We start from the raw sequence: 14,604 nt of genomic DNA on the forward strand, positions 1-14,604 counted from the left end.
GACCGGGGGTTAGCCGATCGGGGCGGGCTCGGGGACCGGCGGATCTGCCGGAACCTGTTCGACGGGCGCTTGTTCGGCGGGTGCTTGCTCGGCCGGGGCAGGTGCCGGGGCCGGAACCGCGAGCCCCAGCGTCGGGGCGGTCGGTGCCTGACCCGGCTTCGGGGCGGTGGGCGCCTGACCAGGCTTCGGCTGGTTCATTTCCTGCTTGTAGGTCTCGTCATAGGTCTTCCAGAACGTCGTGACGATGCCCGTGAGCTCATTGAGCACCAGCGATCCATGCTGGAAATCCGTGCGAAGACCATTCGGCACCAGGTAGGAACTGCCGGTCGGCAACCCGAGTACACCCGAGTCGGCGCCCAAGCTCAGATACCGGTCCAGAATCGCGCCGACCACCTCGAACACCTCACCGCCCTCGCCCGAATATACGAAACCGTTGGCGAACTTCGCGTACTGACGCCCCTGCGCATCCGAGATCAGATCCGACTGCGGCGCGCCGAGCGGCCCGTCGACTCCACCCTTGGCCACCCAGTGCTTGGCGATCGCGTTGTCACCGGACAGGCCGAGGAACTTGTCGACCATCGCGCCGAGCTCGGCCATATTGCCCTGCGGCGCACGGGCCTGCTGACTCGGCGGACGATTCACCGTCGGCGGGGAGGTGTAGGTGTTGGAATTACCCGCCGCGATCCCTCGGATGCGGTCCATCAGATCGTAGGCGGCGTCACCGGGGCAGTCGGTGTTGCCGACATCGCGGTGCGCGAACACCACGGGCAGCTCGACCGCCTCGTCCTGGGCGTACGGGGTGAACTCGGTGCCCTCGGAGTACATCGTGGTCTCGCCCTGGGGATCGAGCCCGGCGAGCTTGGCGCGCCAACCGATGAACTTGCCGATCGCGGTGATCGACTCGTTGCTCGGCTGTTCGGTCTGGTAGTTGCCCATCAGCGCCACACCCGCGGTGTTCTCGTTGAAACCGCCCGCGTGCGCGCCCTGGACCGCCCGATCGAGGCCACCGTAGCGGCCTTCGAAGATCTGGCCGTACTGGTCGACCATGGCGTTGTAGCCTATGTCGCACCAGCCGAGCGTCTCGGCGTGATAGGCGTAGATCGCCCGGACGATGCCCGCCGACTCGGAGCGGCTGTAGTCGTTGCGACCGGCGGTGTGGTGCACGGTGATGCCGCCGACGCCGTCGTCGTAGGTGGGTTCCTGGCAGCGGATCGACTCGTCGGCACCCCACTGCGCGCGGGTGATGACCTTCGGTCCGCCACCGGGCAGCGCCGCGGCCACGTCATTGAGCGCGGCATCGATCGCGGCCCGGCCCGGATTGATCAGCACGGCCCTGAGCGCGGCCTCGGTGAGATGGGCCGGGTCGTGGTCGTGGTCGGGGCCCGCGGTCGGCTTGCGCGTGACCAGCATCTGCACCGCGGTGGTCTCGCCGACGTAGATCGGTTCGGTGCCGGTGGGCGTGTCGGCGGGGGTGTGATCGGTGGCCCTGGTGTCGAGCGGATCGGCGTCGTACCAGGGGCCCCAATTGCCGTCCTGCTGGCGGGCCCGGAGCTTGGTGGTGGTGTTCGTCAGGTCGCGCGCGGTGAGGGCGACCATGCTGAACGGGGTGTCCTGGGTGAGTTCCTTGACCTGCGCGCCCACCTGGTCGATGACATCGGCGCCGACCGCACCCGGGGACAGGGCCGGAGTGTCGGGAGTGGTGCCGGGTTCGAGGTTCTCGGGGTCAGCGATGAATTTCACTCCGGTGGAACGACTTTGGGAGATCGGAGCGCCCCCGGCAGGAGGCTGGGCGGCCGACGTCGGCGCGGGCGCTGCTTGCGCTGGAGCCGCGGGGGCTGCCGGTGCCGGAGCTGCCGGTGCCGGAGCTGCTGGGGCTGGGGCGGCCGCTCCATCGGGAGTCGGCGCTGCCGGGGCGGGTGCGCCCGGAACAGGGGCTTGGGCTGGGGGTGCGGCGGCCGGGGGAGCGGGGGGTGCGGTGGGAACCGCTGTGCTCGGGACCGGGGGGCGCGCAGGAGGTGCGGCGGCGCCGGGGGCGGGCGGAGTCGCGGCGCCCGGGGTGGCCTGCTGGGTGGGGGTCGGCTGCGGTTTCGTCGGTATCTGCGGCAGCGGGATCTCGGTGGGCAGCGCCACGCCCGGGGGGACCGGTAATCCAGGCGGGATCGGGATCGAGCTCGGCAGCTGCAGCATCCGCAGGTCCGAGAGGTGCAGGTCGGGCAGATCCAGGCCGGTCAGGTCGCGCAGCGGGACCGTGATGTCGGGAGCCGCGGTCAGCGCGACCTCGGCCAGCTGGGTCGGCACGGCCGCGATCTGGGAATCGTTCGCGCTGCGGTAGTCGGTCGAGTCGCTGAGGGCGAACGCGCCGATCGGTGCGGCGACAACGAGGGTCGTGACCACCGGGAGCACGTAGGAACGTTTCGGCTTTCGGTATCGCACGTGCGGCTCCTATCAGGGTCGAGCTCGTGTTTTTCCGCGCATGTGATGCTTGCTTCCTCTAACCTCACGCATCACACTAGTTAACATACGTCACACATCTCAACCTCAACTCGAGAGTTATGTGATTGCTCGAATGTAGCCCTCGGATCCCGCTCGGCGCCGACGACATGCCGATGCGAGCTCCGCCGGTAGAACCGCGAAACCGTGGGAGCGCAGTATGAGAGCCGACACCTTGATCAACCGCAGGACCGGCCGTGGGACCCGTCGCAGGGCCGTGCCCGTGCTCCGGACCGTGCCGCTGCCGGTGCTGATCAGCGCAAGCGCGCTGGCATTGGCCGGGGCGATCGGGCTGTGGCAGATCCTGCCGGGTCAGATCGCGCCGACCGTCGGCGCGGGACACGGGCGCGGCATGAGTCAGGTCGGCGCCTTCGACAACGCGCGAGCGGGCTGGTCGGCCGAGGAGATTCTCGGCCACTACTACCCTGGCGCAGACCTCGGGCAAATCGGGCCGACCACGATCGGTGTCCGGCTCCAGGCGCAAGACGACGCCACCCTCGACACCTTCGCCGCCGCCGGTGCGCAGGTCGCCGGGCGCACGATCGGCCCCGGCGACGCGGCCCATCTCACGCCCCTGCCCGACGGCGGAGCGAACGTGGTGGTGACCGCCGGCTGCGACGGAGAAGTGTTGTGGCAGGCCGCCACTGACGATCCGTTCGTCTACCCGGTCGGCGCCGGAGCGGGTAGGCCGGCCGACGAACACCTGACCCTCTGCGGTGGCACCGCCTATCGCGGCGCGCTCGGTGTGGCACTCGAGGGCGAGGCCTATCGCACCGTCAACGAGGTGGATGTCGACGACTACCTCGCCGGTGTGCTGCCCGCGGAAATGCAGGCCAACTGGGCCGATCAGGGTGCCTTCGAAGCCTTACGCGCACAAGCGATCGCGGCCCGCTCCTACGCGCTGGCCGAGAACCGCTATACCTACGCGCAGACCTGCGACACCACCGACTGCCAGGCGTATCCCGGTACGGTGAAGGAGGATTCGCGCTCCACCGAAGCGGTCGCCGCCACCACCGGCACGGTGTTGTTGCGTGACGGGCAGATCCTGCGCTCGGAATACTCGGCAGCTCCGGATGGCGGTCGGCCCGCCGATATCGAGACCTTCGAGGTCGGACCCGCGCCGAGTGAACTCGTCGAATCCGCCCCTGCCCCAGCGGTTCCCGCCACACCGACCGAGCCGGATCTGACCATCGAGGCGCTGGCGGGAGAGTCGGTGATCGACACCGCGTACCGGCGCATCGGCGGCCCGAACAGTGCGGTGGGTGAGCCGATCGGCCCGGAAATGCTGCTGCCGCAACGGGCAGGCACCTATCGGATGTACACCAACGGTGTCATCGTCGCGACGCAGACGCTCGGCGCCCAGGTCGTCGACTTCTCGACTCTGCTGCAGCTCGTTCCGGACGCGGCTGATCAATTGCCTTCGACGGCATCGGGTCGACCGAAGTTGACGACGCCGGAAGGCAGTGTTCCCCAGGTTCTTTCGCCCACCGACCCGCAGGCCGTGCAGATTCCCACGGAGGCTGAGGTCAGCGGCGAACCGGTCCACGGACCGGTGAATCCGGCCACTGCCCCCGGCGCGCACCCCGAGTACAGCCCGGCAGACCTCGGCACCGCACCCGGCATATACGACGGGGAGTAGCCGCCCTCAATCGAGCTTCGTGTCGTCCAAGGCAATGGCCAGCGTGCGCAACAGGTCGGCGAGTTGTTCGCGGTCCGTGGCACCGAGCGCGGCGAGCAGCCGCTGCTCGTTGGCCACGTGCAGCGGCAGGAGTCGATCGACGAGTTCGCGGCCCTCGTCGGTGAGCTGCACGAAGACCGACCGGCGGTCGTCGGGGGATGGCACACGCCGGACCAGGTCCTTCGCGGCCAGGCGGTCGATGCGGTTGGTGATGGCCCCCGAGGTGACCATCGCCGCGCGGTTGAGCGAACCCGCGGTGAGGCCGGTCGCGCCGCCGGAGCGACGCAGCGTCGCCAGGACGTCGAACTCCCAGAATTCCATGCCGTGACCTGCGAAGAAGCGTTTCAGGTCCTGTTCGAGAACGCGGGAGAGCCGGGTGATCCGGCCGACGATCGCCATCGGTGACACGTCGACATCCGGGCGCTCGATGTTCCAGTGCTCGGTGATCAGGTCGACCGCGTCGCGCATCTCTTTTCCCTCTCGATTGAAACTCTTAACGTTCATCTACTTGACGCAGAGATAACTCGGCGAGTAGATATTTCAATGTTGAGATTATCAATCAGGAGTGAACATGACGACCGCAACCCGCCCGACCGGCTACGCGGGCACCCTCGCGCTCACCGCACTCACCCCGATCGTGTGGGGCTCCACCTACGCCGTCACCACCGAGTTCCTGCCTCCTGACCGTCCGCTGTTCACCGCGCTCATGCGCGCGCTCCCCGCCGGACTGGTGCTGCTCGCGCTGACCAGGGTGTTGCCGCACGGCAAGTGGCTCGGCCGGGTCGCGGTGCTCGGCGTGCTCAATATCGGCGTGTTCTTCCCGCTGTTGTTCCTGGCCGCGTATCGGCTGCCGGGCGGTGTCGCCGGGGTGCTCGGTGCGGTCGCGCCGATGTTCGCGCTCGGATTCGCCGCGGTGCTGCTGGCCGAGGCGCCGACCAGGCGGAAGGTGATCGCGGGCGTCGTCGGCATAGGCGGTGTCTCGCTGGTCGTGCTCCGCGGCACCGTCGAACTCGACCTGATCGGGGTGATCGCCGGGCTCGCCGGTGCGGCGTCGATGGCGGCGGGAACCGTGCTCACGAAGAGATGGGGTCGCCCCGAGGGTGTCGGCCCGCTGGCGATGACCGGTTGGCAGCTCACCGCGGGCGGGCTGTTCATCGCACCGCTGGCCCTGGTGCTCGAAGGCGCACCGCCCGCGCTCGACGGCGAGGCCATCGGCGGCTACCTCTACCTCGGCATCATCGGCACCGCGCTGGCCTACTGGCTGTGGGTTCGCGGAATCTCGCGCGTACCAGCGACTTCGGTGTCATTCCTCGGCCTGCTGAGTCCGGTTTCCGCCGCGGTGATCGGCTGGATCGCGCTGGGTCAGGCGCTGACCACGCTGCAGATCATCGGCCTCGGTACCGCTCTCGTCGGCACCGTGCTCGGCCAGATCCCATCGCGGGCCGTGCCCGCGACGGTCGACGGACCGTCGGCCGTGCCCGCCGCTCCGGCACGACTTCCCGTGAACGCTTGACCTTGACGTAGCGTCAACTTGCAGAGTGGAGGTACCGACGAGAATGGGAGCAGGTCGTGGTGGGTGAATGGGCCATTCAGGACCTCGCGAAAGCCGCGGGAACCACCAGTCGTACGTTGCGCCATTACGGGCAGCTCGGGCTGTTGGAGCCGAGCCGGATCGGGGCCAACGGCTATCGCTATTACGACCAGACCTCTCTTGTTCGACTGCAGCGAATCCTGCTGCTGCGCGAACTCGGCCTCGGCCTCCCCGTGATCGCCGAGGTCCTCGCCGGTGAACAGGACACCGCCGGTGCGCTGCGCACTCACCTGGAACTGCTTCGGCAACAACAGGATCGGGTGGCACGGCAGATCGAATCGGTGTCGACCACGTTGCGCAAAACAGAAAGAGGTGAACCGCTCATGGCCGCAGAGGTTTTCGACGGATTCGACCACACGCAGTACAAGGACGAAGTCACCGAGCGCTGGGGCAAGGACGCCTACGAGAGCGGCGATCGCTGGTGGCGTGCACTGTCCGACGCCGAGAAGAAGGATTTCCAGCAGACCCAGCTCGACATCGCCGCCGACTTCGGAAAGGCCTACAACGCGGGACTTCCCGTGGAAGGCGACGTCGTCCAGGCGATCGTCGCCAGGCACCGCGCCTGGCTCGGCATCGGCACGCAAGGCAAGCCGGTTTCGAACGAATACCTGCTCGGACTCGGCGAAATGTACGTCGCCGACCCCCGCTTCCGGAAGAACTACGACGTGCACGGTGAAGGCGCCGCCGAGTACATCCTCGAAGCCTTTCGGGCCTACGTCGCAGCTCATCCCGCCTGAAGGGTTGACCGGCACGCGGCCGGGCAATGACGTGACAACCGCCCTCGGACAGTCACTGTCCGAGCGCGGTTTTCGTTGGTGACAGTAGTCGCGCTGCCGAGAAGCGCTGGATCGATTCCGGGAAGAACGCCCAGCTTCCACTGGCGAACGCCCCACTCCCGCCGGTTCCGCCGTATAACTGACGGCGACATCGACACATAGCGGGGACAGTGGTGGAACAGGTGCGGCCGGAGCGGCCTTCGCGCGCGGTGACCGCGCTGATCGCCGGCTGGCTCGGGGTGCTGGTCGGCGGGGCGGGGATTGTGGTCGGTACGGCGACCGCGGGGTTGCGGGCGGTCGGGCGTGAGCTCGACCTCGATTATGTGGGCGCGGGGATCGTCGGCGGGCTCGGGGTGGTGTATCTGCTCGGGGCGGTGCTGTTGTTGCGGCGGTGGATGCTCGGCAGGCGCGTGCTGCTCACCATGGCGGCGGTGATGGCGGGGGCAACTTTGCTGGTCATCGTGCTCAACGGGGACAGTCACGGATGGCGGTTCGGGCCGCTGGATTTCTGGTTGATCGTCAATGTGGTGATCCTCGCGCTCAGCCTGAGTGAGCCGACGCGGCGCTGGACCACAACGCGCTGACGCGCTACGGGATACGGTCGGGGGATGGTCGTGCTGGAGACGAAGTCGAAGAGCGGTGAGGTGGCGGCGATCGTCGCGGTGTGCCTCGCGGGGGTCGCCGCGCTGGCGAACCTGGTGGGGGCCGTGGTTCTCGTGCGGTCGTTTCTGAACGATCCGGGCGAGCTGGACGACTCGCTCACGCTGTTCGCCACGCTCGGCGCGCTGGTGTCGGTGTGCGCGTTCACCTACGGTGGCGTGCTCCTGGCGCGCCGGGACGAAACCGGGAGATGGGTGATCGTGGTCGCCGCGGCCGTCCAGCTCGCCCTCGGGGTGCTCGGCCTGCTCGCCACGCTCGTGAACTACGACTCCGGGTACGGCATCCACTGGTTCGCCGACGAAGCTGTTGCCCGTTCGATGGTGATCGGCCTCGGCGGGGTACCTGGCACGGTGACGGCGATCGTGAATCACAGTTGGGCAGCCGCACTTTCGGCCTTCCTGCTCGGTGGGCTCGTGCTGTCGGCCGCCGCACTGCCGTGGACCGCCGCCTACACGATCGCGCGCCCGGAAGATGCTGTCGGACCGAACGTATAGATTCAGCAGGTCGGCATCGCCGCGAATGAAGCTGCGAGGCGGTCTTGCCATTCTGGCAGCCGCCCCGTCCACGGGCCGCTGGATCCGCGCCGGGCGGCCGAGCAGCCATCAGCCCTACCCGCGGTACTGAGGTCGGCAGGCAGGTGACGCACGTCGATCGTCGCGCCGATTCTGTGGCGTCGCGAGCTTGCCTGGATACCCTCATTGCCAAACGGGGATATATCCCCTGGTCAAGGCGTGGTCGACGACTCCGCCGGGACAATTTGCGGTCTTCCGATACGCTGGGCACCCGTGACCGCCGCATCGTCCTCGGGTAACTCCGTCAACGCAGATTCCATGGCCCCGGCAAACCAGTACGACCTGATCGTGGTCGGCTCCGGTTTCTTCGGGCTGACCGTCGCCGAGCGTGCAGCGAACGTGCTGGGCAAGCGGGTGTTGGTGCTCGACCGCCGCTACCACCTGGGTGGCAACGCCTACTCGGAGCCCGAACCGGAAACCGGTATCGAGATCCACAAGTACGGCGCGCACCTGTTCCACACGTCGAACAAGAAGGTCTGGGATTACGTCACCCAGTTCACCGAGTTCACCGGGTACCAGCACCGGGTGTTCGCCATGCACAAGGGGCAGGCGTACCAGTTCCCGATGGGACTTGGCCTGATCTCACAGTTCTTCGGCCGCTACTTCACCCCGGAAGAGGCCAAGGCGCTGATCGCCGAGCAGGCCGCCGAGGTCGAGACCGGTGACGCGCAGAACCTCGAGGAGAAGGCGATCTCGCTGATCGGCCGTCCCCTCTATGAGGCGTTCGTGCGCGACTACACCGCCAAGCAGTGGCAGACCGACCCCCGAGAGCTGCCCGCGGGCAACATCACCCGCCTGCCCGTGCGCTACACCTTCGACAACCGCTACTTCAACGACACCTACGAGGGCCTGCCCAAGCAGGGTTACACGAAGTGGCTGGAGAACATGGCCGCATCCGACCTCATCGAAGTGCGGGTGAACACCGACTGGTTCGACGTACGTGACGAGATCGTCGCCGCCAACCCCGACGCTCCGATCGTCTACACCGGCCCGCTGGACCACTACTTCGACTACGCCGAAGGCGAGTTGGGCTGGCGCACCATTGATTTCGAAACCGAGGTCCTCGAACAGGGTGACTACCAGGGCACCAGCGTCATGAACTACAACGACGCCGACGTCCCCTTCACCCGCATCATCGAGCCGCGCCACTTCCACCCGGAGCGCGACTACCCGACCGACAAAACGGTCATCATGCGCGAGTTCTCCCGCTCCGCGAAGACCGGCGACGAGCCGTACTACCCGATCAACACCCCCGACGATCGCGCCAAGCTGCTGGCCTATCGCGAGCGGGCCAAGCAGGAGACCGCCGAGAAGAAGGTGCTGTTCGGCGGCCGTCTCGGCACCTACCAGTACCTGGACATGCACATGGCGATCGGTTCGGCGCTCAGCATGTTCGAGAACGTGCTGCGCCCGCACCTGGAATCCGGTGCGGCGCTGGTGGACGAGGCATGACCAAGGCCATGCTCGAGGATGTGACCACCGAAACTCGCGCCATCTCGCTGCTGCAGCGGGTCATCCTGCCGCGGCCGGGTGAGCCCCTCGACGTGCGGACCCTCTACCTGGAGGAGTCCACCACCAACGCCCGTCGCGCGCACGCCACCAGCCGCACCGCGCTGTCGATCGGCGCGGAGTCGGAGGTGTCGTTCTGCACCTACTTCAACGCGCTGCCCGCCAGTTACTGGCGTCGGTGGAGCGTGCTGAAGTCGGTCGTGCTCCGCCTGGAATTGGCCGGGCACGGGCGGGCTGATGTCTACCGCTCCAAGGCTGACGGTTCGCGAATTCACGTGCAGGGCAAGGAGTTCGCCGTCGCGCAAGGCGCGGACTCGGTGGTCGTGGAGTTCGAAACCGATCTCGGCCCGTTCGAGGACGGTGGCTGGATCTGGTTCGACATCACCACCGACACGGCGGTCACGCTGCTGGCAGGCGGTTGGTACGCCCCGCAGGAAGCGCCGGGTGCAGGCACCATCGCGGTGGGCATGCCGACGTTCAACCGCCCCACCGACGCGGTGAAAACCCTTGGCGCCCTTGGCTCCGACCCCCTCGTGCTGGAGAAGATCGCCGCGGTGATCATCCCCGACCAGGGCACCCGCAAGGTGGTCGACGAGCCCGGATTCACCGAAGCCGCAAGTGTTCTCGGTGATCGCCTCGCCATCCACGATCAGCCCAACCTCGGTGGTTCCGGCGGCTACAGCCGGGTCATGTACGAGGCGCTGAAGTCGACCGATGCCGAATTCATCGCCTACATGGACGACGACATCGAGATCGAGCCCGACTCGATCCTGCGCGCACTGGCCTTCTCACGGTTCGCGAAGTCGCCGCTGCTGACCGGTGGGCAGATGCTCAACCTGCAGGAACGTTCACACCTGCACGTGATGGGCGAGGTCATCGACCGCGGCATCTTCATGTGGGGTGCCGCGCCCAACGTCGAGTACGACCACGATTTCTCGAAGTACCCGCTCAAGGATCGCGACAACTCCAAGCTGCTGCACCGGCGCATCGACGTCGACTTCAACGGCTGGTGGACGTGCCTGATCCCGCGTCAGGTCGCCGAGGAAATCGGCCAGCCGCTGCCGCTGTTCCTGAAGTGGGACGACGCCGAATACGGCCTGCGCGCCCGCGACGCCGGCTACCCGACGGTGACCCTGCCCGGTGCGGCGGTCTGGCACATGGCCTGGTCCGACAAGGACGACGCCATCGACTGGCAGGCCTACTTCCACCTGCGCAACCGCCTCGTCGTCGCCTCGATGTACCTGCCCGGTGACGGCAAGCCGATGATCGTGAACACGATCAAGGCCACGTTGAAACACCTTCTCTGCCTTGAATACTCGACGGTCGCCATCCAGAACGAGGCGATCCGCGACTTCCTGGCGGGCCCGGAAGGCCTGTTCGACCTGCTCCCCACCGCGCTGGGCAAGATCCACGGCATGCGCAAGCAGTTCCCGGACGCTGTCGTGGTGCCCTCGTCCACCGAACTGCCCCTGGCCAATCGCCACGGTGTCGGCGCGGTCGGCGAACCTGGCAACCCCATCGCCAAGGTCGCCCGCCTGGCCAAGGGTGTGGTGCACAACTTCCGCAAGGCCGACCCGGCCGCCTACGAGACACCGCAGCTCAACGTGCCGACCCTGGACGCGCGCTGGTACCTGCTCTCGCAGGTCGACGGTGTCACCGTGACCACCGCCGACGGCCGCGGCGTCGTCTACCGCAAGCGTGACCCGCGCCAGGCGCGCGAGCTGCTCAAGGAAGCGATGCGCCTGCGCAAGGAACTCACCGCCCGCTTCCCGGAGATGCAGCAGCGCTACCGGGCCGCGCACGCCGAGCTCACCAGCACGGCGGCGTGGGAGAAGACCTTCGGCCTGAACGGAACCGCGAAGTGACTGACACCGAACTGCCCGAGCTCGAACTGGCCGAAGAGGGCTGTTGCGGCGGCTGCGATTGCAGCTCCGACTATGTGGAGGTCCCGGTCGAGGTCGCGATCCTCAACGCCGTGCAGGGCACCATCGGCACCAACCCGGCCGTCATCTCCGCCGCGCGCGGCATGTCGCACTTCGGCGAGCACGCGCTCGGCTGGGTCGGTATCGCCGCCGCGGGCTGGCTGGTCGACAAGCCGCGCCGCCGCCAGTGGGCCGGTGTCGCAGTCGGCGCTGTCGGCGCGCACGCCGCGTCGATCGTGATCAAGCGCATCGTCCGGCGTCCGCGCCCCAATGATCCGTCGGTGCAGGTCAACGTGTCGACACCGAGCAAGTTGAGCTTCCCGTCCTCGCACGCCACGTCCACCACGGCGGCGGCGGTGTTGCTCGGACGCCTCACCGGGCTACCCTTGCCAGCGGTGATCGTCCCACCGATGCTCCTTTCCCGGGTTGTCCTCGGTGTGCATTACCCTTCTGACGTGATCGCCGGTTCCGCTTTGGGGGCCGCGTCGGCTGCTGCCGTGCTAGCCGCTGAGAAGAGACTCCGACAGTGACCGCAACTGAAAGAACTTTGGCCCAGATGAGCGAAGAACCGTCCGCCGCCGTCCTCGACGAGGGTGCTGTGAAGGGCCCGCCGAAGACGCTTTTCGGTGGTGTCGTCAAGGCCATGCGCCCACGTCAGTGGGTCAAGAACGTCCTGGTGCTCGCCGCGCCGCTGGCAGCCGGACCGGAAGCGGTCGGTGACGCGGGCGTTCTCGTGAATGTCGCGATCGCCTTCGTGGTGTTCTGCATGGCGGCCTCGGGCATCTACCTGGTCAACGACTCACTCGATGTCGATGCCGACCGGGCGCACCCGACCAAGCGGTTCCGGCCGATCGCGGCCGGTGTCGTTCCTGTCAACCTGGCTTACGCGCTGTCGGTCGTGCTGCTGGTCGGGTCGATCGCCGCGTCGTTCCTGGCGTCCTGGCACCTGGCTGTGGTGATGGCGATCTACATCGGCATCCAGCTCGCCTACTGCCTCGGTCTCAAGCACCAGGCCGTGCTCGATATCTGCATCGTGTCCTCGGGCTTCCTGCTGCGCGCTGTCGCCGGTGGCGCGGCCGCCGGAATCGCGCTGTCGCAGTGGTTCCTGCTGGTCATGGCGTTCGGTTCGCTGTTCATGGCCGCGGGCAAGCGCTACGCCGAACTGGCGATCGCGCTGGACACCGGCGCCAAGATCCGCAAGTCGCTGGAGTACTACACCCCGACCTACCTGCGCTTCATCTGGACGCTCGCGGCCACCGCAGTCGTGGTCTTCTACGGCCTCTGGGCATTCCAGCAGGACTCGGCTCGAGACACCCAGTGGTACTCGATCTCGATGGTCCCGTTTACCATCGCAATCCTGCGTTACGCGGTCGACGTCGATGGTGGCGGGGCCGGTGAACCCGAAGAGATCGCGCTGGGGGACCGCATCCTGCAGTTCCTCGCTATTGCCTGGATCGGAGCGGTAGGTGTCGCTGTCTATCTCACCTGACGAGATGCTGGTAGCGGAGCAGGATTCAACCGAATACGAACCTCTACGGGACGACGAGTCCGCGCGTAGAGACCTGCGTAGGTCGGTTCTGTCCCGCGCCATCTTCGTCGGTGGGGTGACGCTCACCGCCGTGCTGTTCACGGTCGGTGCGTGGAATCGGCGCTGGATCGCCGATGACGGCCTTATCGTGCTGCGCACGATCCGCAACCTGCTCGCGGGCAACGGCCCGGTCTTCAATGTCGACGAACGGGTCGAGGCCAACACCAGCACCGCGTGGACCTACCTGGTCTGGTTCTTCTCCTGGCTAACCCAGGCCCGCCTCGAGTACGTGGTGCTCGGGGTGGCGCTGGTGGTTTCGGTGCTCGCGGTGGTGTTCGCGATGCTCGGCACCGCGCGGCTGTGGGGTGGCACCAGCGGACAGCTGCTGATTCCGGCCGGCGTGCTGGTCTACATCGCACTGCCGCCCGCGCGTGACTACGCCACCTCCGGGCTGGAGAGCGGTCTGGTGATCTGCTGGGTCGGGCTGCTGTGGTGGCTGATGATCCGCTGGAGCCAGGCCGCCGTCGTGCGCGTGCCCTCGCTGTTGGGGCTCGTTTTCCTGGCCGGGCTCGCGCCGCTGGTTCGTCCCGAGGCCACGTTGATCGGGGTGCTCGCGCTGGGGATGATCTTCCTGGCGCCGATGCCGCGGTTCCGGTTCGGGCCGATCGTGCTGCGTGCGCTGATCGTGTTCGTCGCCGGGATCGTGCCGGTGGGATACCAGATCTGGCGCATGGGCTATTACGGCCTGCCCTACCCGAACACCGCGGTCGCCAAGGACGCGGGCGGTGCCAAGTGGGGTCAGGGCGCCACCTACCTGTGGGACCTGGTCGGTCCGTACTACCTGTGGATTCCGCTGCTCGTGCTGCTGATCGCCGGTGTGGTCGCGGGGATCGCGCGCGGCTTCGCGCTGCCGACGCTGTCGGTGGCCGGAATCCGGGCGTGGTTGCGTTCGCCGAGCGCGGTCGTGGTGATGGTGCTCGGCAGCGGGCTGCTGCTCACCGTGTACGCGGTGCGCGTCGGTGGTGACTTCATGCACGGACGCATGCTGCTCACCCAGCTGTTCCTGCTGCTGTTGCCGGTGGCCGTCGTTCCGATCCCGACCCGTTTCCGGAAGTCGGACTGGTCGGTGGCGGTGCTGTTGGTCGCGCTGCTCGGCGCGGCGGGCTGGTCGGTGTACGCGTCGAACACGACCGCGATCACGACCGGCACCAAGATCCGCTCCTCCGGCATCGTCGACGAGCGCATCTACTACGTGCTCAACACCGGCAAGGACCACCCGATCCTGGCCGAGGACTATCTCGACTACCCGCGCATGCGGGCGATGGTCAACGACATCGCCGCCAACCCCAAGGGTGGCCTGCTGCTGAACTCGCCCGCGTTCACGTTCTGGTACCTCGACCCGCCGCCGGAGCCGATCCCCGCCGAGGGTTCGGGGCACACGGTCTACTTCCTGAACCTGGGCATGACGAGCATGAACGTGCCGCTCGACGTCCGTGTGATCGACCCGATGGGCCTGGCCTACCCGCTCGCCGCGCACTCGGACCGGCTCGCCGACGGCCGCATCGGCCACGACAAGAGCCTGCTGCCCGACTGGGTCGTCGCCGACTCGGGCATGGTCGACATCCACCCGTGGATGCCCTGGTACATGGACGAGCAATGGGTCACCCAGGCGCGCACGGCGATGTCGTGCCCGCAGACCCAGGCGCTGATGGTCTCGGTCCGCGACCCGCTGACCTTCGACCGGTTCAAGCACAACTTCCGCAACGCACTGGCGTTCTCGAAATACCGGATCGACCGGATTCCCAAGTACGAGATCCAGCGCTGCGGTCTCGTCGACCCGTTCCCGGAGCCCCCTCGCTGAACGGTGTCGATACCCAT

The 14,604-nt window shown here is 67.4% G+C and carries 12 protein-coding genes; 10 read left to right on the forward strand and 2 right to left on the reverse strand.

Annotated features, from left to right (window positions below):
• Nucleotides 1-9: 9 nt before the first annotated feature.
• A complete protein-coding gene (locus tag ACLJPD_RS10435) occupies nucleotides 10-2,433 on the reverse strand; it encodes an N-acetylmuramoyl-L-alanine amidase (RefSeq protein ID WP_410871687.1) in 2,424 nt (807 codons plus the stop codon).
• 217 nt (nucleotides 2,434-2,650) lie between these two features.
• Between ACLJPD_RS10435 and ACLJPD_RS10440 the strand changes: the two genes are divergently transcribed.
• Nucleotides 2,651-4,129 carry a SpoIID/LytB domain-containing protein gene (locus ACLJPD_RS10440; RefSeq protein ID WP_410871688.1) on the forward strand — a complete coding sequence of 493 codons (1,479 nt, stop codon included), beginning with the start codon at nucleotides 2,651-2,653 and terminating at the stop codon, nucleotides 4,127-4,129.
• A gap of 6 nt (nucleotides 4,130-4,135) precedes the next feature.
• Here ACLJPD_RS10440 and ACLJPD_RS10445 read toward each other — a convergent pair whose 3' ends face one another.
• Nucleotides 4,136-4,636, reverse strand: coding sequence for a MarR family winged helix-turn-helix transcriptional regulator (locus ACLJPD_RS10445; RefSeq protein ID WP_410871689.1), 501 nt, complete (start codon nucleotides 4,634-4,636; stop codon nucleotides 4,136-4,138).
• Between the two features lie 103 nt (nucleotides 4,637-4,739).
• On the opposite strand from ACLJPD_RS10445, the gene ACLJPD_RS10450 reads away from it, so the two are divergent.
• The 9 genes from ACLJPD_RS10450 (at nucleotide 4,740) to zomB (ending at nucleotide 14,587) form a co-directional block, all read left to right on the forward strand.
• Nucleotides 4,740-5,681 (forward strand): EamA family transporter, encoded by a 942-nt coding sequence (locus ACLJPD_RS10450; RefSeq protein ID WP_410871690.1) that lies wholly within the window; start codon nucleotides 4,740-4,742, stop codon nucleotides 5,679-5,681.
• A gap of 59 nt (nucleotides 5,682-5,740) precedes the next feature.
• Nucleotides 5,741-6,496, forward strand: coding sequence for a MerR family transcriptional regulator (locus ACLJPD_RS10455; RefSeq protein ID WP_410871996.1), 756 nt, complete (start codon nucleotides 5,741-5,743; stop codon nucleotides 6,494-6,496).
• A gap of 212 nt (nucleotides 6,497-6,708) precedes the next feature.
• Nucleotides 6,709-7,119, forward strand: a complete 411-nt coding sequence (locus ACLJPD_RS10460) for a hypothetical protein (RefSeq protein ID WP_410871691.1) — start codon at nucleotides 6,709-6,711, stop codon at nucleotides 7,117-7,119.
• 24 nt (nucleotides 7,120-7,143) lie between these two features.
• Entirely contained in the window at nucleotides 7,144-7,689 is a 546-nt protein-coding gene (locus ACLJPD_RS10465; RefSeq protein WP_410871692.1) for a hypothetical protein, read from the forward strand.
• A gap of 336 nt (nucleotides 7,690-8,025) precedes the next feature.
• On the forward strand, nucleotides 8,026-9,219 hold the full coding sequence (glf, locus tag ACLJPD_RS10470) for a UDP-galactopyranose mutase (RefSeq protein WP_410871997.1): 1,194 nt from the start codon (nucleotides 8,026-8,028) through the stop codon (nucleotides 9,217-9,219).
• A complete protein-coding gene (locus tag ACLJPD_RS10475) occupies nucleotides 9,216-11,141 on the forward strand; it encodes a glycosyltransferase (protein ID WP_410871693.1) in 1,926 nt (641 codons plus the stop codon). Before glf ends, ACLJPD_RS10475 begins: the two co-directional genes overlap by 4 nt.
• Nucleotides 11,142-11,215: 74 nt before the next feature.
• Nucleotides 11,216-11,728 carry a phosphatase PAP2 family protein gene (locus ACLJPD_RS10480; protein ID WP_410871998.1) on the forward strand — a complete coding sequence of 171 codons (513 nt, stop codon included), beginning with the start codon at nucleotides 11,216-11,218 and terminating at the stop codon, nucleotides 11,726-11,728.
• A gap of 26 nt (nucleotides 11,729-11,754) precedes the next feature.
• Nucleotides 11,755-12,687 carry a decaprenyl-phosphate phosphoribosyltransferase gene (locus ACLJPD_RS10485; RefSeq protein ID WP_410871694.1) on the forward strand — a complete coding sequence of 311 codons (933 nt, stop codon included), beginning with the start codon at nucleotides 11,755-11,757 and terminating at the stop codon, nucleotides 12,685-12,687.
• 4 nt (nucleotides 12,688-12,691) lie between these two features.
• Nucleotides 12,692-14,587 carry a flagellar motor control protein ZomB gene (zomB, locus tag ACLJPD_RS10490; RefSeq protein ID WP_410871999.1) on the forward strand — a complete coding sequence of 632 codons (1,896 nt, stop codon included), beginning with the start codon at nucleotides 12,692-12,694 and terminating at the stop codon, nucleotides 14,585-14,587.
• Nucleotides 14,588-14,604 lie beyond the last annotated feature (17 nt).

It is taken from the genome of Nocardia sp. A7, from assembly GCF_046549215.1.
Classification (GTDB): Bacteria; Actinomycetota; Actinomycetes; order Mycobacteriales; family Mycobacteriaceae; genus Nocardia.